General features: G+C 41.5%; 27 protein-coding genes. 1 reads left to right on the top strand and 26 read right to left on the bottom strand.

Translation table 11 applies throughout. From position 1 onward, the window contains the following. Window positions 1–202: 202 nt before the first annotated feature. The 4 genes from J7E37_RS12945 to J7E37_RS22290 form a co-directional block, all read right to left on the bottom strand. Window positions 203–2659 (bottom strand): heavy metal translocating P-type ATPase, encoded by a 2457-nt coding sequence (locus tag J7E37_RS12945; RefSeq protein ID WP_215024292.1) that lies wholly within the window; start codon window positions 2657–2659, stop codon window positions 203–205. Window position 2660: 1 nt separating this feature from the next. Beyond that, the gene (locus J7E37_RS12950; RefSeq protein ID WP_214782481.1) at window positions 2661–2891 is read right to left on the bottom strand and encodes a heavy-metal-associated domain-containing protein; all 231 of its coding nucleotides are present in this window, start codon (window positions 2889–2891) and stop codon (window positions 2661–2663) included. 19 nt (window positions 2892–2910) lie between these two features. Continuing rightward, window positions 2911–3369 (bottom strand): CopY/TcrY family copper transport repressor, encoded by a 459-nt coding sequence (locus J7E37_RS12955; RefSeq protein ID WP_214782484.1) that lies wholly within the window; start codon window positions 3367–3369, stop codon window positions 2911–2913. 323 nt (window positions 3370–3692) lie between these two features. Then, window positions 3693–3821 (bottom strand): hypothetical protein, encoded by a 129-nt coding sequence (locus tag J7E37_RS22290; RefSeq protein ID WP_285290330.1) that lies wholly within the window; start codon window positions 3819–3821, stop codon window positions 3693–3695. 229 nt (window positions 3822–4050) lie between these two features. Between J7E37_RS22290 and J7E37_RS12960 the strand changes: the two genes are divergently transcribed. Continuing rightward, window positions 4051–4575, top strand: a complete 525-nt coding sequence (locus tag J7E37_RS12960) for an ECF transporter S component (protein ID WP_215024294.1) — start codon at window positions 4051–4053, stop codon at window positions 4573–4575. Window positions 4576–5199: 624 nt separating this feature from the next. On the opposite strand, the gene J7E37_RS12965 is transcribed toward J7E37_RS12960, so the two are convergent. The 22 genes from J7E37_RS12965 to J7E37_RS13070 form a co-directional block, all read right to left on the bottom strand. Continuing rightward, window positions 5200–5904: a hypothetical protein gene (locus J7E37_RS12965; protein WP_215024295.1), complete on the bottom strand. Its 705-nt coding sequence runs from the start codon at window positions 5902–5904 to the stop codon at window positions 5200–5202. Window positions 5905–6131: 227 nt separating this feature from the next. Then, entirely contained in the window at window positions 6132–7832 is a 1701-nt protein-coding gene (locus tag J7E37_RS12970) for a transglutaminase-like domain-containing protein (protein ID WP_215024297.1), read from the bottom strand. Between the two features lie 217 nt (window positions 7833–8049). After that, complete coding sequence (locus J7E37_RS12975; protein ID WP_215024299.1) at window positions 8050–8340, bottom strand: hypothetical protein; 291 nt, start codon at window positions 8338–8340, stop codon at window positions 8050–8052. Window positions 8341–8449: 109 nt separating this feature from the next. Then, window positions 8450–9238: a vWA domain-containing protein gene (locus J7E37_RS12980; protein ID WP_215024301.1), complete on the bottom strand. Its 789-nt coding sequence runs from the start codon at window positions 9236–9238 to the stop codon at window positions 8450–8452. A gap of 222 nt (window positions 9239–9460) precedes the next feature. Next, entirely contained in the window at window positions 9461–9829 is a 369-nt protein-coding gene (locus tag J7E37_RS12985; protein ID WP_215024303.1) for a hypothetical protein, read from the bottom strand. Window positions 9830–10084: 255 nt separating this feature from the next. Beyond that, window positions 10085–10375: a hypothetical protein gene (locus J7E37_RS12990; RefSeq protein ID WP_215024305.1), complete on the bottom strand. Its 291-nt coding sequence runs from the start codon at window positions 10373–10375 to the stop codon at window positions 10085–10087. A 218-nt stretch (window positions 10376–10593) separates the two neighbouring features. Beyond that, window positions 10594–10884 (bottom strand): hypothetical protein, encoded by a 291-nt coding sequence (locus J7E37_RS12995; protein ID WP_215024307.1) that lies wholly within the window; start codon window positions 10882–10884, stop codon window positions 10594–10596. Window positions 10885–11082: 198 nt separating this feature from the next. Continuing rightward, a complete protein-coding gene (locus J7E37_RS13000) occupies window positions 11083–11376 on the bottom strand; it encodes a hypothetical protein (protein ID WP_215024309.1) in 294 nt (97 codons plus the stop codon). 21 nt (window positions 11377–11397) lie between these two features. Next, on the bottom strand, window positions 11398–12939 hold the full coding sequence (locus tag J7E37_RS13005) for a hypothetical protein (RefSeq protein WP_215024311.1): 1542 nt from the start codon (window positions 12937–12939) through the stop codon (window positions 11398–11400). 69 nt (window positions 12940–13008) lie between these two features. Further along, window positions 13009–13746: a pilus assembly protein TadG-related protein gene (locus J7E37_RS13010; protein ID WP_215024313.1), complete on the bottom strand. Its 738-nt coding sequence runs from the start codon at window positions 13744–13746 to the stop codon at window positions 13009–13011. After that, on the bottom strand, window positions 13736–14122 hold the full coding sequence (locus tag J7E37_RS13015; RefSeq protein WP_215024315.1) for a TadE/TadG family type IV pilus assembly protein: 387 nt from the start codon (window positions 14120–14122) through the stop codon (window positions 13736–13738). The genes J7E37_RS13010 and J7E37_RS13015 overlap by 11 nt, the downstream gene beginning before the upstream one ends. Window positions 14123–14144: 22 nt before the next feature. Further along, a complete protein-coding gene (locus tag J7E37_RS13020; protein ID WP_215024317.1) occupies window positions 14145–14360 on the bottom strand; it encodes a hypothetical protein in 216 nt (71 codons plus the stop codon). A 42-nt stretch (window positions 14361–14402) separates the two neighbouring features. Beyond that, window positions 14403–15341, bottom strand: a complete 939-nt coding sequence (locus J7E37_RS13025) for a type II secretion system F family protein (protein WP_215024318.1) — start codon at window positions 15339–15341, stop codon at window positions 14403–14405. Between the two features lie 5 nt (window positions 15342–15346). Then, entirely contained in the window at window positions 15347–16279 is a 933-nt protein-coding gene (locus tag J7E37_RS13030) for a type II secretion system F family protein (protein ID WP_215024320.1), read from the bottom strand. Beyond that, window positions 16276–17616, bottom strand: a complete 1341-nt coding sequence (locus J7E37_RS13035; RefSeq protein WP_215024321.1) for a TadA family conjugal transfer-associated ATPase — start codon at window positions 17614–17616, stop codon at window positions 16276–16278. The genes J7E37_RS13030 and J7E37_RS13035 overlap by 4 nt, the downstream gene beginning before the upstream one ends. A gap of 5 nt (window positions 17617–17621) precedes the next feature. Then, window positions 17622–18749 (bottom strand): CpaE/TadZ family protein, encoded by a 1128-nt coding sequence (locus J7E37_RS22105; RefSeq protein WP_215024323.1) that lies wholly within the window; start codon window positions 18747–18749, stop codon window positions 17622–17624. A 107-nt stretch (window positions 18750–18856) separates the two neighbouring features. Continuing rightward, the gene (locus J7E37_RS13045) at window positions 18857–19657 is read right to left on the bottom strand and encodes a CpaB family protein (protein WP_215024326.1); all 801 of its coding nucleotides are present in this window, start codon (window positions 19655–19657) and stop codon (window positions 18857–18859) included. Next, entirely contained in the window at window positions 19654–20397 is a 744-nt protein-coding gene (locus tag J7E37_RS13050) for a hypothetical protein (RefSeq protein ID WP_215024328.1), read from the bottom strand. The genes J7E37_RS13045 and J7E37_RS13050 overlap by 4 nt, the downstream gene beginning before the upstream one ends. 21 nt (window positions 20398–20418) lie before the next feature. Beyond that, window positions 20419–21753: a VWA domain-containing protein gene (locus J7E37_RS13055; RefSeq protein WP_215024330.1), complete on the bottom strand. Its 1335-nt coding sequence runs from the start codon at window positions 21751–21753 to the stop codon at window positions 20419–20421. Window positions 21754–22672: 919 nt separating this feature from the next. Continuing rightward, entirely contained in the window at window positions 22673–22921 is a 249-nt protein-coding gene (locus J7E37_RS13060; protein WP_215024332.1) for a hypothetical protein, read from the bottom strand. A gap of 339 nt (window positions 22922–23260) precedes the next feature. Then, on the bottom strand, window positions 23261–23464 hold the full coding sequence (locus J7E37_RS13065; RefSeq protein WP_215024334.1) for a hypothetical protein: 204 nt from the start codon (window positions 23462–23464) through the stop codon (window positions 23261–23263). Window positions 23465–23721: 257 nt separating this feature from the next. Next, entirely contained in the window at window positions 23722–24915 is a 1194-nt protein-coding gene (locus J7E37_RS13070) for an FAD-dependent monooxygenase (protein ID WP_215024336.1), read from the bottom strand. Window positions 24916–24971: the final 56 nt, after the last annotated feature.

Here is a 24971-nt window from a genome sequence, read left to right on the forward strand (position 1 = left end):
GCCACTCCTCCTCCGGTAAATATTTTTTATATTATTTTTAATATTCTGATATTAACACGTGTACTTAGGTTTGGACAATATAAACTTTCAAAATGTTATCTAAGGAAAAATAAAATATTTAGACCTTCGAGATTAATAAAAAAGCCAGAGATACTGAAAACAAAAGCGACCTATCCTCAAGGGACAGGTCCTCATTTTTCCGTTATACTCTTGAAGGCTTGAAACCTTTTAATCTCAATGCATTCAACAATACTGATACCGAACTTAGGCTCATGGCCGCACCGGCAATCATTGGATTCAGCAATGGTCCGCCGAACAGGTACAAAATTCCCATTGCGATTGGGATTCCTACGACATTATAGGCAAATGCCCAGAACAGGTTTTGTTTTACGTTGCGGATGGTTGCTTTGCTTAATTCGATTGCAGTCGGTACATCCATCAAATCGCTCCTCATCAGGACTATATCTGCTGACTCCATCGCAACATCTGTTCCGGAGCCAATGGCAATCCCGATGTCAGCCTGTGCAAGGGCAGGTGCGTCATTGATGCCGTCTCCAACCATTGCCACCTTCTGGCCTTCATCCTGGAGCTTTTTGACTTCATTTGCTTTGTCTTCTGGTAAAACTTCGCTCAAAACGCGGTCGATTCCGACTTGTCTGGCGATTGCTTCAGCTGTGCGTTTGTTGTCGCCGGTAATCATTGCGACTTCAATTCCCATTTTATGAAGCTTTTCAACAGCTTTGAGGCTTGTTTCTTTTACCGTGTCAGCAACGGCGATGATTCCGGCAATTTTGCCTTCCTTTGCGATATACATTGGAGTTTTGCCTTCGTTAGCAAGTTGGTCAGAGATCTGTGCCAAATCTGCAAGTTGTATTCCTCGGTCATCCATTAGTTTGCGGTTTCCGAGCAATAAATTCTGGCCTTCGATCGTCACCTCGATTCCGTGGCCGACAATTGCGTTAAAGCCTACTGTTTTTGCCAGGCTGAGACCTTTCACTTGCGCCTCCCTTACAATCGCTTCGCCCAGCGGGTGTTCGGAACCCTTTTCAGCGGACGCTGCAAGGGTGAGAAGCTCCTCTTCTGTGATGCCATTAACCGTGACAATATCAGTCACAACAGGCTTGCCTTCAGTGATCGTACCGGTTTTATCAAATACGATAGTATCAACTTTGTGGGCCGTCTCTAGTGCCGCGCCGCTCTTGATCAATACGCCGTTCTCGGCACCTTTACCTGTTCCGACCATGATCGCAGTAGGAGTGGCCAACCCAAGCGCACATGGGCAGGCAATGACAAGTATAGAAATCGTGATTGTAAAGGCGAAGAGACCTGTCTGCCCTCCGAAATACCAGGCAAGACCCGTAAGAATTGCAAGTACTATGACGATTGGAACAAAAATCCCCGAAATGATATCCGCCATTTTCGCGATCGGCGCCTTTGATCCCTGTGCATCTTCAACCAGCTTAATGATTTGGGAAAGAGCTGTATCCTTTCCGACCTTTGTTGCTTCATAACGGACTGTCCCGGTTTTATTGATGCTGGCACCGATAATGTTAGAGCCAACCGTTTTTTCGACCGGGATGCTTTCTCCTGTCAGCATCGCTTCATCTACAGAAGTCGTTCCCTCGACGACAATCCCATCTACAGGCATCTTTTCCCCTGGTTTTACGATAACGATATCGCCAACCCGGACTTCATCGACAGAGACTTCCACCTCTTCTCCATCTTTTAAAACAGTAGCTGTCTTCGGTGCAAGGCCCATCAGCTTCTTGATTGCTTCAGATGTTTTACCCTTAGAAAGGGCTTCGAAGTATTTACCCAGCGTGATCAGCGTTAAAATAACCGCCGCCGATTCATAATATAGATTCCCCGCGTAGCTTTCATCGCCAATGACAATCATGACTGTCGCGAACAGACTATAGAGAAATGCGGCACTTGTTCCCAATGCAACAAGTGAATCCATGTTAGGGTGCCGCTTAATCAGTGTCTTGAAGCCGACTGTGAAAAATGGCTTCCCTAAATACATCACTGGAATTGTCAGGATCAGCTGGACAATTGCAAATGCAGCTGGATTTTGCATCGGGTCAATCACTTCTGGAAGCGGCATTCCGAGCATATGGCCCATTGATACAAGCAGCAATGGGATTGTAAATACACCTGAAATCCAGAAGCGTCTCCACATTTCCTTGATATGCAATTCCTTTTTCTCTCTGTCTGCATCAGCAGAAATCTCAGCGCCAATATCCTCCTGTGCTTCATAGCCGACGTCGGCAACTGCATTCTTGATGTCAGCCACCGTAACAGAAGTCGGATCGAATTGGATCACCATTTTTTCTGTTGCCATATTTACATTTGATTCCATGACTCCACCCAGTTTCCTTGTCGCTTTCTCAACCGACTGGACGCAGGATGAACAGGTCATCCCGTTAATAATGAAGGTCTTTTTTACAACATCTGTGATCGCCTTGTATCCCGCACCCTCTACAGCATCCTGGATATCTTTTATTTTCAGAGCATTTTCATCGAAATTAACCTTTAATTTTTCAGTCGCCAGGTTTACACTTGCTTCCTTCATGCCTGGCAGCTTTTTCGCAGCCTTTTCAACAGACTGAGCACATGATGCACAGGTCATGCCTTCAATCGTCAATGTTTTTTCAGTCATCTTAAATCAGCCACCTTTTGGATGTGGATTCAGATTCATAACCAGCTTCACGGACCGCCTCATTCATCTTATCTATTGTTTGTTTGGAATCATCATATTTCACTTTTGCCGTACCCTTCTTTAAATCCACCTTGGCTACTTCTACGCCAGGGAGCGATTTCAAGGATTTTTCAACCTTTCCAACACAGTGTCCGCATGTCATACCATCTATCTTCAATATAATCTTTTCCATTAGTAAACACTCCTTTGATTTAATGGCATTCCATATCATGATTTTCTTGGCAATGGCACTGACCGGGAACACAATTGCAGACAATCAGCTCCACTGCTTCCTTTTTCTTTGACTGTAAAACTTTCTCAAGCATCGCAATATCGTCATGGCTCAGTGTCGCTTCTGCAATGAGATCGGCGATTGTTTTTCCTACCGCCGTATTGCAGATGTGATTGAATAATCCAGCCTTCAGTGATTTAAGGCTTTCCTCCTCACTGACAGCCGCAGTGTATATGAATTTTTTTCCAGACGCCTCTGTGTTTAGGGCACCTTTTTTGACAAGGCGGCCAATGAAGGTTTTCGTAGTCGCAGGCTTCCAGTCTTTCTTATCCTGCAGCACATCAATGATCTCTTTGCTGGTCGCCTTCCTGCGCGTCCAAACAACCCTCATTACTTCCCATTCAGAATCGGTAATCTCTAGATTTTCTTCCTTTTGCATAGCCAGCACCTCTCTTGTTTACAATTGTAATCGATTTGTACTTACAGTTTACAACCGTAAACGATTATTGTCAACAGCTGAAATCCCAAATATATTTTTGATGTTTTACAAACGATGATACCCGCTGCAGTATTAGATAAACAGTCTTTAAATAATGACTTGTCCCTTTGCTGCTGAATCTCTTCGAATCTTAGATAAAGCAATAAATTGAAATGCAGGGGAACTTTTTTCTATAAGCGGAAAGGCAAAAGAATTTATAAAATTAGCTCAATAAAAAGGTCCCCCGCCAGTTGTGTAAACTGAGAAGAGACCTGTATGGCTGATTAGCAATATATAAGGTAATTGGTTTGATCCATTACTTCACCTAATGGAACCGGAGCAACCACGCCCCAAATCACAAATCCACTCGCAAGAACGAGAGAAATCCAGAACATATTTGATACCTTACTCACTTCTGCCAACTCCCCATGATCGATTTCCAAATAAGATATCGTTATGTTTCCCTATATCAATGCATCGATTCGCGAACACAACATAAGGGAGAAGAGCAAAATTCCCAAAATTCTGTACAAGTGTATATTATTACGTATTTATTAAGTTACCATTAAGGAGTATGATAGTAAGTAAAAAGGAAGTTTCGAGGCATACGAAAAGGTCCTGAACAAAGAAAGAGGTTTCCAAATGAATACAGCATATACTCCAACCAAAGAAACAACTAAAACAAAAGTTTTAGTCATTAATGCGCTATTTATTGCATTGACTGTCGTGGCAACCATGTTCATTAACATCAGGCTGCCAATTATGGGTAATGGAGGCCTGATCCATATGGGCAACATTCCTCTATTTATTGCCGCTTTCGTCTACGGAAGGAAAACAGGTGCAATAGCAGGAGCCTTCGGTATGGGCTTGTTCGACATCATCTCCGGCTGGGCATTGTGGGCACCGTTCACTTTCGTTATCGTCGGTGCAATGGGGTATGTAGCGGGATTGATGGCTGAAAAAATGCCCGGCAAGAAAGTGATTGTTTATTCCTTGGCAGTTGTCGTTGCCCTTGTCATTAAAATCGTCGGCTACTATTTTACTGAAGTAATCCTATACGGAAACTGGATCCAGCCATTTGGCTCTATCCCAGGAAATGTCATGCAGGTAGCGATTGCAGGTCTGATTGTCATCCCACTTGCAGGACGCATGAAGAAGTTGTTATAACTATGAAAAGCGCAAGCGCCTTGATCAGCCCCGACAAGCGCTGGAAGGCCGCACAGTGAAGTCGCTCTTTGACTTCATTGGGTGGATCGAAATCGAAAAGTATAGCCGACTGCCCAGAAACTCAGAAACTGGAGACTCCGACAAAGAAGCGCTTTTTGCTTCTGCGGGCGGAGTTGAAGTTTCGAAGTTTCTAGGAGGCGACACTGGACAAGCGACTCGAGGGGCTAGGCGCTGGAGCTAGACACTAATCTTAGTGCAGAGATGCTATACTTTCTTATAAAGATAAAATCCCCTATGGACCATAATCCATAGGGGATTTTATTATGTATTCATTGATCCGAGTTCAGTTAATATGGAAGTGCTAATTTTTTGTCGAATGCGTAATCATAAATTGTAGATATTTCTCGGGAAATTGTTGAATTTTGAAGGTGGGGTAATCGACACCTGGTTTTGCTGTCCGGAGGCATATTGAATGTATTTCGCATAGCGTATCGTCAGGCGATATATCGTAAAGCTTTCTGAAACACACAAATACTCACTTTTAGCAGTGCTCTTGTTCATATCGGTCAGCAATACGCTCTGTTCTTCTTGTTTTTTCAGTTTATTGAAGGTCTTTCATGCAACTTATTTCCGGAAAATCGCGGAAAGCCAACCCCATTTTCTATTCTTTAATTCTACTTCTAAACGTTTATTGAAATCACTTTGGGAGTTCCACTCATTCTTTTGCTCTTCCCGCATTTTCTGAATCTCTTTTTGCAGGAGCTCACTTCTCTCTCTTTCCTGCTGCAGCAAGTCTTCGTAATGGGCATTTTGCTGTTCGAGGATTTTTTCAATCTTCGCATTTGTTCTTTGTGCTGAATTCCCAATGCTGGAACTGATCACATGATGGTCCTGCTGAAGCTGGGAAACACTTGTTTTCATCTGGGCCATATCGTTTTTCAGCTGCATATTCATTTCACGTGCTGCTGCCAGTTCATTGACCATGAAAAGCAAAACCTCTTTCAATTGCTCAGGGTCCTGCGGTAAATTATTGCCATATGTATCGTTGATTGCAATCTCCGTACTGCCTGATCCATTGAGCCTTTGTTTTTGCTCGGCCACAAGATCTTTAGCCGTATCGTCCAGTGGCTTGTCCGTATCGCGCAGCGCTATAAGCGCTTTTATATCAGACTGGACAAAGATTCGGCGGTCGCCATCTTTCAAAAACTCGTAACCGTTGCGCTCCAGAATTTGTCCATACTTTCGGACAGTTGGAGTAGCAATTCCTACTTCCTCCGCCACTTCTTTTGTTGAGAATGCCTGTTCATTCGGCTGTATATCGTTTCGCATATCGCACCTCCTATCTACAATATGACGAGTTTCAACAATATTTGCAAGAGTCATATCGTCTAAATTTATATTTTAGCAGATATATCGCTATCCCTATATCGTTTGGAGATTATCTTCTTCACTCTGAATAAACACAGAAAGCTGGCTTTATTGTGAATTTGTTTTTAACTTTGGACCCTGTCTAGTTGTAAAAAAACCTCAGAGCCATTCCAGCTCTGAGATTTTTCTCAATACGATATTCCCGTTCTTGTATGTGTTTTTTCAAACTCGGCCATATTGGGATCAAAATACTTTTCATCATATTTTGCCACAAACTTGCCATCGTCTACATACCCGGAACCCCAGGTCGGATCCATGGTGATCCATTCACCATCAATTTTGGCTTCGACCCACGCATGTCTTGAAGGCCACCAGCCGCCGCGGGCCATGCCCTCAACGAACCGTGATTCTATATCGCTCGCTCTCAATAAAGCAATTGCCAGATAAGAATAGTCCTGGCAAACACCTGTTTTTAAATCCAGTGTTTTCAGAGCGCTATCATCCCATTCAAAATCATCCGTCTCCAGCTTTTCAACATCATAGGCAACAGTTTTGGCTACATACTCATAGATTGCTTTAGCCTTATCCCTCTCCGTGCTCTTTCCCGCGGTGATTTCACTTGCCAGCTGTCTGATCGGCTCTGAGTCGGATTGAACGCCCCTTGATGGCAGCAGGTCGCGCTGATCTTCACCGGTTGATTCAACCTCAAAGCGGGCAAACCCGTAAAATCGGAAGTAATCACTATTTTCTTCTTTTATCTCAGGCACGCTAAGTATAACCTCATATGTTCCGGGACCGAACCGCAGATAAAAGGAGTCATCAAATGTAAAGTCCTTAACCGGTATGACATCTAACGCTTCATCTTCTCCCTTTTTAGTCGTGATATAGATATGTGTTGTTTCAGGGCCAAACTTAGCATTAGGATCAATTTTCCCTTTTATACTGTACATTCCTTCCGTCTCTTCTCCGCCATATCCAGGGGACTCGAGCGTAACGCCGCGCTCTAGGTATTGATCCATATACTCAATCGGCAGCATCGTCTTGTCTGACTCATTATCAATTAAAATAGTCGTAGCCGTCTGGTAGTAATTCTCACGTTCTTCATCCGGAACGAGAACCTCGAGTTCATGTACACCTTTACCGTAAAATAAAGGCACGTCATAGCTGAATTTGCCATCCTTGATCGGCATAATATGCTTCCAGCTCTCCATATCCTTAGTCAGCTGAAGCATGACGGTATCTTCATCTGTCAGATTTCCAACTTCCCCTTCCAATCTAAAAAACTCGTTTTCTTTCACATAGCCAGATTCCATATCCAGCGCAACTTCCGCCTCTTGGCCAAACGGCGTCAGCACAAGATCACGCTGAATTTCAGGATTCACATTGTAAACATCAAAGGCGGTCGCTTCAAAATAATAATTCTCCGTTTCATCGCTAGGGATATGGACACTCACATGGTACTTGCCTTCCCCATTAAAAAAACGAATTGTCTGCTTGTACTTCCCATCCTTCAGCTTAGCGTAGTACTCATGCTGCTGTCCCGCAGGCCCTTCTTCATCTGCTGATACTTTGATCAATATATAATCCGACTTCAAAGAAGAAAACTTGTCAATCTTCCCTTCGACAACAACCTTCCCGTTGACCGCGAATTCTTTATGCTCCGGACTGGAAAAAGTGGAGCCAATCTCCCCGGCATAGGAACCCAGTTCAAGCGGCTGAAGCTCAAGCTCCTTGTTTTTTTTCTTCACCAGCTTTTCGTATTTATCCTCTTGTTTCTTCTCAGCCTTTGCCTTCGCATCACTCGGACTCGCATCACTGCATGCAGACAAAATGAAAAACGAGCTTAACAACAACAGCAAAACTGTTAAAATAGGATTCTTGCGGTTCATGAGTACCTCCTCCGGATAACTATCCATTTATTGTACGAATTTTTAAGGATGTTTTATTTACGGTTATCAGCCTGTTAAGTTTCTGGGACTTAAGACTCTATTTTACAAATATTCCTAAGTGGACATGACTCATATTTAAAAAAAGATTAGCCTGCTTAAATGCTAATCCAGATTTTATACAGTATAATAAATTAGCTACTTAGGTTGAAGGTACAATTTATAGCGTAACTGAAAGTCTCCATAGGAAGAAAATTGCTGCAAGTGCCAAACCAAAAAAAACTGTCTTTTTACTAATTGTATCGCCTTCTTCGTTAGTAGCCTTTAATGCTATTGAACCAGTAACAAATCCTATTATACCTAGTAACAACATCAAATAGACGTAATTTTCATTTCCTTCGAGCTGTATTCTTCCGTTTTCATCAGCTGCAGAAAATACCCAGATAAACGAACCTACTAAGGTTACCGTTAAAAAAATACCAGAGATAAACGTGAGTAACTTCTTTGACATGAAATCACCTCTAATTTCTCATGTCCAAATAACAAGTTGGGCCATACCAAAGAATTCGATGGTGAGGGTCTTTGTTCGTTCACTACCTCAATAGGTTTCCCCCATGAAACTAATTGTCAGGAGTATTTTCTTTGTAAATCTTGTCTATTTCCTCTAAAGTCTCATTCATTTCTTTATCTGTGGCATTAATCAGAACTGTTTGTAGTTCTTCTATAGAGTTCCTTTGTGTTTTATAGAAACTTTCGTTCATATCTAAAAGCTTGCTTTTCTGTTCAGACGTGATTTTCCCTTTGTTTTTCAAATCAGTAATTGAGAACATTATTTTGTTCTCCTCAAGGGTGATATTCGACTGCCAAGTATTGGTTATCATACGTACAGCCATTGACTGGTTATTATACTTCTCGTACGTATCTAACTCTTGAATATTACTCCAGTTCAGCCACTTTAATGACTCCTCAACCGTTTTAAAGAATTCATCCCTTAGCTGTTGCTGGCTTTTTACATTGGCATAGGATCCACCTGCTGCTTTGGCGATTTCCTGAAGCTGCTGCTGATCCTTGCCCGCCAAATCAATCCCGATGATATTGACTACAGGGGCAATCCCGGATTCTTTTAAACTTTTCGCTGCTGCCACGGGGTTCCCACCGCATGTTTCGATACCATCACTGACGATGTAGAGGATGTTCTTATTTCCGTCCCCTTTATATTGACTGAGATCCTTTTGCGCTTCAGTGATTGCTTGGGCTAATGGTGTCCAGCCCGCAGGCTTAAATTTACTGAGAGCCTGGCTTAGGCTACCCTTGTCATAAGGCTGCATTGGATAAACGAGCTCATTGGACGAGCATGACAGGCTCTTATCCTTATCCGAGCCGGTGCCTTTATGTCCATACACCCTCAAGCTGATATTAGCTTCTTTCGGGAGGGGGCGGCGAATTTTTCTATCGATTCCTTCGCCAGTTCCATACGTGTCTTTCCATCCATTTGTTTTGCCATGCTTCCGTTGGAATCGAGGATTACTTAAATATTGAAGGTTTCCGCCTTTACTTAAGACGGGGCTTCCTGACCAGGTGCGCTGACAGTTCCAGACGTCATGACTGCCTTTGGGTCTTCATATTCCTTTTTAAAAAGTGAACAAGTGCTCAAATAAGCTGGTTAATTCTGATTCAGAAGCCTCCTCGGAAAGAGCCGGAATAGCTTCCAGAGCATTTTTGACCCCTTCATCACCAATGCCCTCCGCAGAAGCAAGTGGCCCAACTGGATATACCATCATTTCCTCGAGATTGCTAGGCACTGGTGAACTATCTAAATCAAACTCTTCTTCTTTTTCATTAGGCATATCGGCTCCTGCCGCCTTTTCTGCGGTTTCCTTTTCTTTCTGCTCACTTTTCACAACTTCCTGGGCTTTTGTATCTTCCTTTGGTTCGGACGAACATCCTGTAATAAATAACATACTGAACACAAGAAAGATGATTCGTCGTTTATAATTCACTTTTTTCTCCCCCTTGTAATAGATTTTTAATTGTGGCTTCTATTTGCTATATTGATAGATTGCAATGATAAGCCTCCAAAAAGACGGAACAGTAAGCTATTTTGACCCGCGCTATTACATTTGGATCACCTATATCCCTCATCAACATTCTTTATTGGAATCCTCCCTATCTCGTACCTGTTCAGGAATGCTAAAAAAGAGATTAGCTTAGGCTAATCTAAATTAATCAACTTATAATTAGGAAAAGATGTAACGTTATATTGTGACTGACAGTCTCCAAAGCATAAAGATAACGGCAATGGTTATACCCGAGATTACTGTTTTCTTACTTATCGTTTCACCCTCGTCATTCATAGACCTTAAACTAATAAACCCAGTCACTGAACCAACTATACCAAGTAACAAAAAGATTAATGCAATATTTTCATTTCCTTCAAGGTATATTTTTCCATTTTCATTTTGCTCAAAGTATGCCCACACCAAGAAAGCAATCAATGTCCTCAAAATAGTAACTCCAGAAAAAATATCAAGTGCTTTTTTTGACATTTAATCACCCTACCTACACATAAAAATTGAAACTTGGTTGAATTCAGGATTAAAGATAATTTTTATCAAATCATTATTATTGTTTATATCCTGCCTACCACAAGGCGGAGGGACGGTTCCGCTGTCTCAAAAAATCATATATTATCTTCCATATGTTCCATCCTGTATGTAAACTAGGACTCTTACTTATTCTTTGGAAGATTCCAAGTGTATGCATTCTATAATGCAACCGAAAGCCTCCAGATGAAGAATATCGTTGCTATTGCCAACCCAGGAAGCACCGACTTTTTACTAATAATGTCACCCTCTTCATTCGATGCTCTTAATGATATTGAACCGGTAATCAGGCCAAGAATAGATAAGCCCAAAAACATATAAGCGATATTTTCATTGCCTTCAAGATATATTTTCCCATTTTCGTCCGCTTCAGAAATAGCCCAAATAATAGCTCCGGTTAAAGTACCCACAATGATAATCCCCGTTATTATGGTTAACAACTTCTTTGACATGGAATCACCTCTAATTCCTCATGAACAGGATCATGTTACTGAATGTAATCCAATTATCCTTTAGACATCATTCTTTATTAACTGTCATTATTTAAGTTCTAAAAAAAGAGATTAGCCTGTTAAAGCTAATCTCGATATTAAACGGCAAACACTCTATGATTTATGGTGATTGAAGTATAAAATAATATTAAACGAATCTTACACTAACGACATAAACACCCTCCAAACTAAAAATAAAAGAGCAATAGTGACGCCAGTAATTACAGATTTGCGTGTGATTTTATTACCTTTTTCCTTTTCACTACTGAAATCAATACCAGCCAATATAAGACCAACAGTCATGAAGGCAACGAAAATTATTAAAGTCGTCTGGTGATCTTTAGGGTCAATAACTCCACTTTCTTTTTCTACATCATATGCCCACACAGCAAATAGCCCAAACACTATAAAAGTGTATAAATACGTTATTGGTGTAAGTGCTCGTTTCTTCAACTATATCCCCCCAATCAAATTTTAATTGTATGTTGGATTTATATTTGGATTCATCCTATTGTTCTGGTTTTGCAAATGACTTCCCGAGTCTGTTTGCTCATTACTACCTTCATTGTTTTTTTCAGTATTAGATGCATCTTTTTTATCCGTAGTGTCTTCTGCTTCAGGAGCATTCTTCTCATTAGAACCCTTCTTTTCAGAAGGCTTTTCACTATTGTTACCATTTGATTCCCCGGTATTGTCAGCATCTATTAACTCATCTATTTGGTCGTAGCTCCACTTAACTAATTCCTCAGCAGATTTTGTGCCCACTTCATTCAGATGTTCGCTGACAACCATTCTTGATATTATATTCTCCACGGCAACACCTATAAGTTTAGTGGATAAAACCGAAATCCCAAACCCTAACAAAAAGTTCTCAAATGACCAATCATTAGACTTGAAGCCCTCAACCAAATAGTTTTCAACTCCACCGTAAAGACCTAAAAGGCCAACAACAGACCAACTCAAAGTTACTCCTGCTAAAATGATAGGCCCTAGTATAGCTCCTGAAAACCCACCAATTAATGCATCGATCAACATTTCTTTAAAAGTAAAAGTTTCACCTTTAAATAGTTTACCTACAATGGATGCAGTGCCCCCGCCTAAAAATCCAATAGGAAACCCTTTAACCATTAATCTCCAAAAGGCACCTGAATAAAATCCTCGAAGCTGCCCCCATAACGGCCTCACCTTCACCCATCTATAGGCAGCAACAGCTTTCGTTCTTATCCAAGGCCAAGCCACAGTCCTAGCCCAGCCCCAAATAGCAGCCGGGCGTCCTCTAAGCCATGGCCATGCGGCCGTTCTCCACCAGGTAGCGGCAGCAGGCCAGGCAACTGTCCTGATCCAGCCGATTGCTGCGGCGAATGCGCCGGTGGCATAGCCAATATACCCTAGTACTCCTCCAACAAGAGCGAAACTAAACGCTCCCCAGAAGCTGTAATTATCACCCGCGAGCCATTGATAGGTGAATCCGCCAATAAGCGCACCAGCCACAATAATCAGCCCTGCGACAATCCCAAGAGGAATAGCGATTACTCCAAAGAAAACAAGGAGCGCAATGACACCGATGATAATGCCCGCTGCAAGAATTCCTCCGAGCAGCGTCTGTGCCCATTCATTTTCACTGAACCAGTCTCCAATACTTTTAAAGAAGTCTTCGATGTTACCCCACACGTCTGTTGCAAGATCCCAGGCATCATTCCAGTTGTCTTTTGCGAAATCCCAGGCATCATTCCATTCATCAACCGCCCAGTCTTTAAACTTGTTCCAGCCATCGATCAGACTGTCACCAATTTCACCCAACTCATTCAATGCCTTTTTCCACCAGGGCAGGGGACCATCTTCACCATCAACCGGTTCCCCTCCCGATGCATCGGTTGGTTCTGTTTTACTCAAACCTTGCTTATTGGTTTCGACTTCTGTCAAATCCGCCGAGGCAGGGATTAGAACGGCAAACTGTATCAGAAATAAAGCCATAAATGCTAAAACGATTCTAAATCTTGGATTTTTAATTATCATCTACTTTATCACCCTTTTAAAAAGAAGTGAATGCTCCATTAATCATGGGTTAATGGACCATTGTGCAGACTAGTCACAGAATATGTCAAAGCCATCTGGCTCCCCGATCCTTGCAGATGATTCTGCGGTGATAGCCGGGACTCCTTCATCTGGGACTGTCGTATATTGACCCTTCCGTTCTGTCACGACATAGATGCGGAAATCCTCGGGGATAAAGGTCATTTGTTTTATTTTGTCATTCTGGTTTTCCTTCGCGAATTTCTCCGCTTCCTCACGAGCTTCTGTCAAATTGTCCCTGACCGCCTTGCAGGCAATATCCCTCACGCCATCATCATCAAAGAAAAACTTCATGGCTGTCTTTGCTTTGACTTCGACAGAATGATCCAAGATCCAGCTGACCATATCGCCAGGCATATTTCGGCCATCATAATGGTCTTCCATCATTTCTACAAACTCTGCTAATAGTTCACTTTCAGAAGGAGGCGGCGGTGGTTCCTCTCCTTCCGCAGGAGGCTCTGAATCTGCAGAATCCTCCAGGAACTGTTCCCAGGCTTCTCCTAATGCATCCAGCTCCTCCTGGGTTTTCTCCTGCAGCGTTTCCTTCATCGTGTCCTTGGAGGACTTTGCCGCCGCCAAGGCCGCCGAGTCAGCACCTGTTTGGGTCACCCGCTTATTGATGAATACATTTGAGAAATCAAAGAACATCATAGCTATGAAAATAGCAGCTATTAGCATGCCGACCATAATGATCAGCATGCCGCTGCCTCTCTCATTGTTAATATAGTTTTTCAGATTTTTAATCGTCATCCGGTTCTTCCTCCATTGGCATCACTGCATCCATCGCAAAGGAGAATTTCATTTCCGAAATCAGCGGAAGGGCCACAATTGGCGCCTGGACCTCCACCTCAACCCTGGCTTCATCAGAACCAGGACCACCTGATATACTTAAAATTTTCACGCCATAGGCTGATCTTTTGGTGACATTTTCCCAGTCAGGATCATGTACAGAAGCTGCCCTTGCACCATCCCGGGCAGCCGATTCTGCGACGACAACTGAAAAGGCAATCAGCGCAACCTGCCAGATGATCAAGAAAGCCAGAATAACCAGCGGGAACATCGCGACAAATTCGATCGACTGTGAACCCTTTTCATTATTAAGAAGCTTTTTTATTTTCCCTTTCAAATTTAACAACCCCGGATTTTTATTATGCTCCTGCGCCAATCTTTCCTACCAGTTCACTCAACTTATTCATAATCGTTTTTCCAAGAGATGTATCCTCACCGATGCCTGAAGCAATTGCACCCATGACCGCAAGGACAACAAGGCCTAATGCAACCCACTCAAGCGCCTGGGCACCTCTCTCATTGTTCACATAACGATTGTATACACCGGTCATCTTCACCATAGTTTTCTTTAACATATTATTTCATCTCCCGATTTGTATTTTTTATAGTTAATCCTTCTACTTAAAGAAGGAGTCCAACCCAAATGCTTGAGGATTGTAGAAAATATTTAACGCAAGCAAACCGATGATAAGGCCGAATACGGCTGGAGCCACGAAAAATGTGGTAACCAGCGTGATTTGCGGACTTGCTTTGGCTGCCTTTTCTTTAGCAATGAAACCTCTTGTCGCCCTTAAATCATCCGCCTGGAGTTTAAAGGTCCGGGATACCGGCACACCAAGTGAAGATCCTTGTATCAATCCGTTAACCAGTGAATGAAGTTCCTTCGAAGAATTCCTTTCTATCAAGCTCTGATAAGCGGTCAACCTGGGAACACCGAGTTCGACTTCCTTGTTGAAGCGATCAATTTCTTCGCTTAGCGGCCCCTCAAATTGCTTTGTTACTTGTTTCAGGGCTGAATCCAAACCAACCCCGGCCTGCAGGGTAACACTGACGGTATCAAGAAAATCAGGCATCATGATGCTGATTGTTTCCTGTCTGTATTTCGCTTTGAAATAAAGCCACAGACTTGGTCCTAAAAATCCGCCTAAAATGGAGATTAATAGAATCTGGAGTCCTGATGGCATTCCCAGAATAGAGTAGAAACTGCCAAATCCAAGCCCGATCAAACCAAGCACAAACCTGAAACCATAGAAATCCTGGATTTGCATCCCTAGAGGGTTTCCCGCCTCCTTTAGCATGCGGTCGTGTTTATCGATCTCCGCAAAAAACGGATATTTAATCCCGACCGGGCCTGCCTTGATTCCCCATTGGAGAATCGGTGACAACAATCTTTCTCTTAATGGGGTCTTTTTCTTCCGATTTTTTGGATTATATCCCTGGGAAAGCAGGAGCTTTTCTTTTTTTGCGATAAACAGATACAGATAGACAAACCCAATGAAGAGCGTCAGCAGTATGAGCGAAAACATCACCATTGAGAAAAAACCGATTAATTTCATCTTATCTACACCCTTATATTTGTAATTCTCTTAATTAAAATGAAGGCAAAAAAGACTAAGGCTGAAAAAGCTAAAAATAACAGCAAACCAAAAGGTGTAAATAAAACATTCAAAAACCCTTTGATGAAGAGATTCATCATCATCGCCATCAGAAATGGCATAACGACCAGGATATAAGCGATCGAGCGGCTTTCTGCCGTGACGGTCTGGATTTCCTTATGGACACGGCTGCGTTCTTCCAGGGTTTCAGCCATTGAAGAAAGAACTTCAGCAAGGTTCCCCCCCACACGCTGCTGTATCAAGATTGTACTGACAAAAATATTGATATCATTACTCGGTACACGCTCCCTAAAATCATTCATAACGGTCTCAAGGCTGTCTCCGAGTTTAAATTGGTAATCCATCTTCTGAAATTCCAGGCCGCTGGGCTCCTTCATATCCCGCCCAGCCATTTCAATTGCCTGCGGTATGGTTTGACCGGCCTTAATACCATTTGACATCATCCGGCACACTTCCGGAAGCTGTTTGTTGAAAACTTCTGTCCGTTTATTTTTAGTAGAATTCAGGTAAAACTTAGAACCCAATGAAACGATTAAATAAGCGAACAGGATTGCCATGATGATATAAAGCCCTAAGACAAAGTGATTGATAAAGGTCAAGAGCGCAAGCAGCAGAATATAGATTCCCATATATTCAGAAGGTTTCAACGGAATATTGCCCTGGTACAGTTTCCTTTCCAATTCATCTGAGAGTTCTGACCGGTCGAAACGGTCACCTATTAACAAGACGAAGCTTTTTCGTTCCAGGCTATCGCTTTTATCGAACCATTGATCTACTCTTTTTACCGTCCCTCTTGTATTACGGCTCTGCACAATATAAAACATGCCAATGATGAAAAAGAAAATGCAGCCAGTCAATAACAGCAAGGCAGTTGTCATGTTACTGCACCCGCCTGGAAGTGATCTTTCGCGAATTCAACTCCATAAGATACAAAGCGCTGATAGAGCTTTGGCACATAGCCTGTCGCAGCGAAATTGCCGACAATCGTTCCATCAGCCATTGTTGCTTCCCGGTTGAAACGAAAAATATCACGCGCAAAAATTCCCCCGTCTTCCTCCACCAGTTCAGCAATGCTGACGATCCTTCTTTTACCGTCAGAGAAGCGAGAGGTTTGGACGATTAAATCAAGCGCCCCAACGAAATAGCCTCTGATTACCTCAACCGTCAACGGAAGTCCTGACATTATGACCATTGCTTCCAATCGGCCAAGGGCATCCTTCGGGCTGTTGGCATGGACAGTCGTCAAAGACCCTTCATGACCTGTATTCATCGCCTGAAGCATATCGATTGCTTCCGAGCCACGGACCTCACCGACAATGATCCTGTCGGGACGCATCCTCAGCGCGTTCTTAACCAGATGGTTGATCGTAACTTCCCCTTTTCCTTCCATGTTCGGCGGCCTGGCTTCAAGCCTTACCAGGTTGTCATAATTGAAACGAAGCTCTGCCATGTCCTCGATTGTGACGATTCTTTCACCTCTTGGAATCGAGGCTGACAGGACATTCAGCAGGGTCGTTTTACCGCTTCCTGTCCCGCCGGATACGAGGATATTTGCTTTTGCTTCAACTGCAGCTTGCAAAAAGGTTGCCATTTCATTTGAAAAACTGCCAAATCCCATCAAATCTTCTAGCGTAAATGGATCCTTTTTGAACTTCCTGATCGAAATCGATGGACCATCAATACTGATTGGTGGAATGACGGCATTTACACGGCTTCCATCCAGCAAACGGGCATCTACCATCGGTGAACTTTCGTCGATCCTCCTGCCAAGCGGCGCAATGATCCGATCGATAATGTGCCGGACATGCTCATCGTCCTTAAACCGCACATTCGTTTTTTCTATCTTCCCCTGCTTCTCTATGAACACCTCGTAAGCACCATTCACCATGATTTCTGTAATCGAATCATCTCTTAACAGAGCTTCCAGTGGTCCATATCCCACAGACTCATTAATAATCTGCTGGATAATCTGTTCAATCTGGTCATTGGGAATAATAACTTTTTCTTCATCGATCATTTGCATGATCAGTCGTTCGATCGTCTTTTTTCGTTCGACAGGTGATAAGGTCGTTATGTTTTCAAGATTGGCTTCCTTTATCAGACGGGATTTATAATGCCTCACCCATCTGTCGACCTGGGATTGTTCTACGTTCCATTCACGTTGCGGCGTGATTTTTTGTGTGCTTAAAATGGACGCTTTCTCTACCCACGACATTCAAATCACCCCTTTGTACGATTTTGCATTTCATCCACATACTTTTTCATGGATTTCGAGACCTTGTTGCTGCCCTTATCCTTCTTCTTTTTATAAAAGCCTTCTCCCATATTGATGAATGGCTGGATTGAGAAGAAGTCAGATTCAATGCTGCCATTCACTTCACGGCCAATGATTTTTTCCATATCCTTAAGAGTTAATTCAAGCTTTGGATGGTATCGATTAATCAGGACTGATACCTCTCCTCCTCTGCCAATCTGGAATCGCTCAAACAAATCCTCTGAATACTTAAAGGCTCTCAGCCCTAGGCTGTCAGGTGTCAGAATGTAATGAATATGATTAGCTTCATTCAGTCCCGTAAAAGTTGAATTGTTGATGTGGGGCGGCAAATCAAGAATGATGTAGTCATAATGGCTTTTTGCTACACGAATCAGTCTTCCGATTAATTCATCAGGAATTGATTCTGCCTTTGCCGGATTCGCTGGACCGGTCAAAAGCGTTACCTTTGTTTCTTCATGATAGTTTGAAACGTTTTGCAGGTGGCGGATATCCATCTCATCCATAACTGGAATTAGATCAAAATAAGAACGGCCAGGCTGAATGCCAAAAAGAACATCTGCATTTCCGAATTGAGCATTCAGATCAATGAGCAGAACCTTAAAACCATGATGGATACTCAAGGATTGAGCCATCAAGCTGGCGAGCAAAGTCTTGCCGCTCCCGCCCTTCGCACTATAAAAGGCATGAACCTGGCCATTGCCATATCCCATTTCTGTTTCTTTTTGGAACTTAAATTGCTCTTTCGAGGCTTTCAACGCTTCTAACAACCTGTTTTTCTCACCAGGCAGGACGACTACATCCTTTGCCCCTGCTACAAGCCAGGTTCTCGCTTGCTCAAATTCGTAGTTGCGTGTGAGACCCAGGACAATGCTTGAGGAAGACATTGGAATTTGCTGCGGGTTCTCAATTGTATCTAGATCAACAAATATATAATGATAGGACTGCTGCTCACGAAACGTCCTCTTCCATTCAGTCACAACGGATATTTCGATGTTTTCCTCGCTGACCAACTGCAGCAGTTCCTCACTCCAGCTCCTATCCTTGCTAATCAGCAAACCTTTATATATACTCACACTTTCGCATCCTTCCAAAGCAATGAAATATTTATGATTAAGGTGTTACTCTCAGGAGTGATGCCCCCTGAGTTTAAAATGATATTAGATTAAAATTTTAATATATTCTAAGGTTTAGACTGTTCCTTAGATGCAGGCTTGTCGGCTGGCTTGGCTGTCTTCCCGGCTGGAGCTTTCTGCTGGTCTGTATTTCCTGCTGCTCCAGCTTCCCCATCAGCTTTATTTGGTTCCTGCTGCTTTTGGTCTGCTCCTTCAGCTTGTTGGGAATTCTCCGCTTCCTTAAGCTCTTGCTTACCTGAAGATGCCTGATTTACCCTGAGCACCCTGATTTGCTTTGCTGAGTTCTGGTAATGGATTAAGCTTTCTGCATCTTCAATCGGCAAGGAAATCCGCACCCGGGGCGGTTCTTCATCAATCTCTTCTACTTCCACAACATAGATATTCTGGAATATGCGTTTGGTCTGCATTTTGTCATCTTTTCCGGTAGTAACAATGATATCTACAAGGTCGCCCGGGGCAATGGTCTGCTGATCGACCAGGACGATCTCCGTCGCATTCAGCCAGACAACCCTTTCGTTTTCCGGGATATCTATTTTCTTTCTCACAAGGTTTTTAGTAAGTAGGTCTCCACCATTTAAATCCACGACGGTAATGACTTCTTCTAAATCCTTCTCATCTGTAATGAATCCTTTTTGTGCGCTTGCTTTTGGAAGCTGGATCCATTCAATGTCTTTAGCTGTAAGCTCATAATAGGATTTCACATCTTCCTTTACCGCTGCAACCGCTACAGTCTTACCAAGCTTCTCCTGTGCCTGGTTGATCTGGACGAGGATGACCCCCGCTGCTACTAGAGCAAGTAAAAAAGAAATCGTTAAAAATAAAATTGCTTTTCTTTTAGAGTCAATCATTCATTTGTCACTCCATTAGTTTTCTTCACATACAGCGGCACGGCCTGATCAGCAATCAAAATATCCACCACATCTGAGTGGACTGGCAGCCCAGTGCTTTCCAGCTGGTAAAAGCTCGCTCCCTGGCATTCAAAATCCAGCTTTGTTCTCGATGCCATAATCAGCATATCGGAAGGATTATGTTTCAAGATTTCATCAAGCAGCCCTTGTTTCATTCCTGAGACAAGGGGCTTTTCACTCGTATGCTCAAATAAAAAATACTGCTTGGATTTTCTTTCCTTCAATGCAAGGTAGTTAGAGGGTTTGCGGTATTTCTGGTTGTTAACTACTGTCAGTCTCTTATAATTTCCTGTGAAAGCAATCTCCTCTGCATCAGCAAGATTGGCTTGCTCAAGAATGAGGTATACTGCTAGTGCCTTGTTTTCCGAACCATCAAGAATGTAAAGCTTTTCATTAGGAAAATACCAGTTTTTCAGCCGTTTGATGATCCCGCTATCGGTTGTAAAAGCATCATAGATATATAGAACAGAGCGATGGGTTTCCAGTAAAGCCCCTACTTCTTCAATCTCCTCCTGTAGAGTGCGCTTGATGAGCGGCAAGCTTCTTTGGAAAATGCCGCCCTTTCTTGAGGATATATAATCATGTAAAGAATCTGCTTTTTTCAATTTAGAAATCCGGATTGTTGCAGAACCCGTAATGTCCTTTGGGATACCCAATGATTCATCCACCACAATATGCATTCTGGATCCTCTCTTCTCTCATCAGCTGGCATTAATCTGGTCGATTAATTCCTGGCGTCTTTTGTCTACTTTTTCTTTTGCTTGTTCCATCAGGGATTCACTGAAACTGTTTAACTCCTCATATCGGATTTTAATCAAATCATAGATGGCGTCTCTGTCTTCGGGTTTAATTTTTTCCTGCTTCTGCAGTTCCGATAATGCATCTCCTAACAGCATTCTTTCCGAGTCTGCAACATCCATGAAATCACGCCTGATTCCTCCGACCTGCTGCTTTAAGTCTGCGGTCCTGAAGTTGATCTCTGTTTTGCTGGATGCTTTAGAGATATTTTTCTCAATGGAAGACATCGCTTCACCCATCAGTTTGTTTATTGTGTTTTCCAGTTCTACCTTTGAGTTGACTGTATAGTATTGGCCATTTCCTGCTTGAGCTGCCGCTTTAAGCTGCCTCTGTCCTTCATCATCCACATTAAAGCCAATGATATTGACCTTGACCTGCAAATCAGAGTTTGCGAGCTTTCTAGCTTCTTCAACTGGGTCACCATCACATGTTTCAATCCCGTCACTCACAACATAAAGAATATTTTCTGTATTTTCAGCTGCCTTTGTTTTTAAGTCGTCATATCCGGCTTTTATGGAGGCTGCTATTGGCGTCCAGCCGCTTGGCTTAAACTTATTCAGCGCAGCGCTGAAGTTTTGTTCATTATAAGTATTGGTTTCATACATGACCTCTGTACTTGAACAGGATAGCTGTTTATCTTTGTCATCTCCTGTTCCCTTATGTCCATAGGTACGTAAGGTGATCGGCGTCTCATCCGGAAATCCGGCCGCAAATTTTTTGACGGCATTTTTGGCTAAATCCATTTTTACTCCGCCTGAAACCTGCCCGTTCATACTTCCGCTTGAATCGATATGTATAGCAATATTCTTGGTTTTTTGTTTTTCGCCGGCAATGTCATAATCACCATAATCAGGTTCATAGTTTACAAGGTTTTGGTACACTCCTGTATAATCCATGCCAAACCAGTGAATCAGTCCATTTAAAATCTCCTGGTCAGATTGCTCTTTCGTTTGGAATTCCGCCATCAATTTGTCCATGTCGCTTATAGAATCTTCTTCCGCCTTTCCTGCCTTGGAAGCTGCCTCTGCCATCTTTTCTCCAATTAGCTGGTTGACGATTTCTTCACCTGTCATTGCAGCTTCGGGATAATCAACCTTTTCTGCAGCTTCCTCTTTCTCTTTCTTCTCCTCCTGCTTTACCGGCTCACTGCTTTCTTTCTCAGCCGCACCCTGATTAGAACAACCAGTGGATAGAGCCGCTATAGCAATGCCGAAAATTAGTGCTGCAATCCTCTTCATTTCTTTCTCCCCTTCTCTTGCTCAATCTTTAAGATTTTTCTCTTTTTCTCGATATGAAAATTATGGAAATATTTATTTGTTTATTTCCAGTTTTATGATTCATTAAACCCATTTATTTGGAACTTCTCATTTTTATTACTATATATTTACTATCACTTGTTCACTAAACCGTCAAATAATACCCTTGACAAACCAACTCACTCCAGTGATTATTTTCCCAGAAACATCTTGAATCTAAGATTTTTCCATAGGTAATTTTTCATGCTTTTATTTTTAATTAAAAATATTCTAGCTGTTGGATTTTGTTGGATTTTGTCGGATTGATTTCAAATGTTAAGTTTTATAGGCATACAGATCTATTTTTAGTGTTGAAAAGGAAATATTTTCATTCATCCCATGCTGCTTCCTTCATTCCTTTTCTCTAATAAGTTATACGTTTGGGCACTGGTGAAATTTTCAGACTTTTTACTCATCTAGGGATAGTAGGAAGAAACCATTTTATTATTCTTCACTCTCTTAATAAACCGTAATAACACAATCTTAATTCGTTTAGACATTAATGATGGTCCTCTTTTGTTAAGGCTCTTTTCGTAAAATTTTTTGCTTTCTCAACCAAAAGTAAAAAACGGCACCTGAATTTTTATGAGTTCTAAAGCTATCTATATTCAGAAGTCTTCTCGAAAAGAGCCCGATCCCTTTTATACCCCCGATTTTTAAACATGTTCGAAAAGCAACAATCAATGGGAAAACAGCCATTTTTACAAAAGATTGATTAACGCTTTTTCCACCCAACTAGAGAAGGAACCTTTTATAACAACAGCAAAGAAAAAAGAAAGGAGCTAATACCCCTTTCCCTTTTCTCAACATTCCCGTTATTTATCTAACTGTGAAAAACACAATTTTAAGATGAATTTGCCGTTTATACACCTTGTGAATCAAAAACCGCAAAATCCTGATCGTCCAATACAAACATGGAGCCGTTCCATTTTAATCTATTCTGTATAAAATCTAATGAATCTGCGTAAAACCTTCCTGCAAACTGTTGGTACGCAAATAGTTCATATACTTTATTTCCGTCAAAATCGAGCTTTCCATTTGATGATTTCGCAACTGTCCGGAGACAACCATTGATTTCTCCGCTTGTTGTTATGAATATGTTCTGTAACATAATTGCTTATTAATACATCTGTAATCTACAAATTAACAACAACCACGATACACACGAACAAAATGATGATAAAGCGATTTATATCAAGTATTTTAAAAACTAAAAATAAGCGGCCCGCTTTGGACCGCTTAAAATTAAGGTAGACACCAACGAATTTATGATGGTTTTTCATTCTTTGCCAGTCAGTATTTAATTGTTCTTAAACATTTTATCCCATGTATCAAATTTTAATTTCAAGATCAACTGAAGACTTGTAATAATTAATGTAATTTCGATAGCTAAAGTGAAATCAATATCGTTCTTTCCCTGTATCTTTAAATTTTATTTTTGGGTTATAAATTATTTAATTGAATTCTTATATTTAGTTAATGCCTGGTCACTTACTTCAACTTTATCTTTATCAGGGATTCTTTTGTATTCATTCATTATTTTCATTGCTTCTTCCTTAGCTTGATTCATAGCTTTATTATCACCCGAACGCTGAGCTTCAAAATATTTCGCCTTGCTTCTGCTTAAATCACCATTTAGTGAGACTTCGCCCAATATAATAACCCCTTTCCAAAATATCTAGGGCGGCATTCTCCCCTATTTATAAGCCAATACCCTTGTACATTTTTTTAGCTGTTAGAAAAAGTGGTCGGCAAATTTATTTCTCCAGCTGAATTTTCCATTAACATCCGGATAAAAGCATTCTAATAACATCTGAACCTTTCGCATGAACTGTTGCCTGCCATCCGCAATCCCTCCTGACTTTTATATGTTAGCACTAACTAACAATAAATCTAAATAAAATTGTGGTTTTACCCTGCCTTCTTCTCTTGATTCACCGGAAAGAAAAACTTTTTCATTAATAGATTAACTAAAGGTGTTTTTGATATGAATTGCACCAAATAAGGCCTTATATTAGATACAACAGGATTGGTAGTAAAAATCAATGATTCTACTTTAATCTGTAATTTTTGAAGTTGGTCTGCTTCCGGTTTCCTTTTCTTTTCAATCTCTGACAATTTGTATTTTGAATAATCTTTCTCCAATAATGCTTCATGTATAACATCCGCAGCAACAATAGAATCAGCTAAAGCAACATTGATACCAATGACTCCAATGGGGGTCATAACGTGTGCAGCATCTCCGACTAAGACTAATCCATCCGTTGCCCAATGTTCCAATGTTAAAGAAATGACTTGTAGCTTAACAAACTGTTTGGAATTCTCTACTTGCTCTTTTAACTCTGGAAATTGTTCAATTACGAGGCTCCTAATTTCTTGATAGTTATTTTCTTTTACCCTGGCCTGCTGCTCTTTGGTAAATGTATATCCTATTTGCATTTTGTCTGGATACTTTGGAATCATGAATAAATTATTCTTCCCTGTAAACATATACATTAACTCATGAGGCAAGTGTGATGGCCAATCTATAGTGAACCAAACCAAATTACTGCGATGGTGTTCATTAGTAGCCTTAAATGATGTTTGTTTTCTTATAGTTGATTGTCTTCCGTCACTACCAACAGTTACATTAGCATAGATCTCATTTGGTTCTTTTTCAATGGTACCGGACACCCCATTTATATGATTATCTTCATCTCTAAGAATTGTTTTAATATTAGAGTTGAAATACATTTTAAAATTTGGGTGTTTTTTTGCTTCAACTAACAAGGCTTGGATAAATGTTGATTGAGCCATTTGAATGGCATAGGGATATTCTTGAGATATATCATTCATTTTAAATTCCATAATTCTATTACCTTTAAAGTGTATCCCCCCTTGTGCAATTTTCTTGTGGGGTTGTTCAAGAATATATTCAAGTAAGTTTATTTTGTCGAGTAACTGTAAAGTAGACGGCTGCAGAATTTCACCTCGATAATCACGGTCAAAGTTAGAGAATTTCTCTAATAATATTACCTCGTGTCCTTGTTTTGCTAATAATAAGCCAAGCAAAGCTCCTGAAGGCCCTGATCCTACTATGCATACATCTGTATTTATTTTTTTCATATATTATTCACCCCAGTTATAAAGTATTTGTTAGTTAGCATCAATATTGATCTAGT

This window comes from Bacillus sp. ISL-39, assembly GCF_018613295.1.
Taxonomy (GTDB): Bacteria; Bacillota; Bacilli; order Bacillales; family Cytobacillaceae; genus Mesobacillus.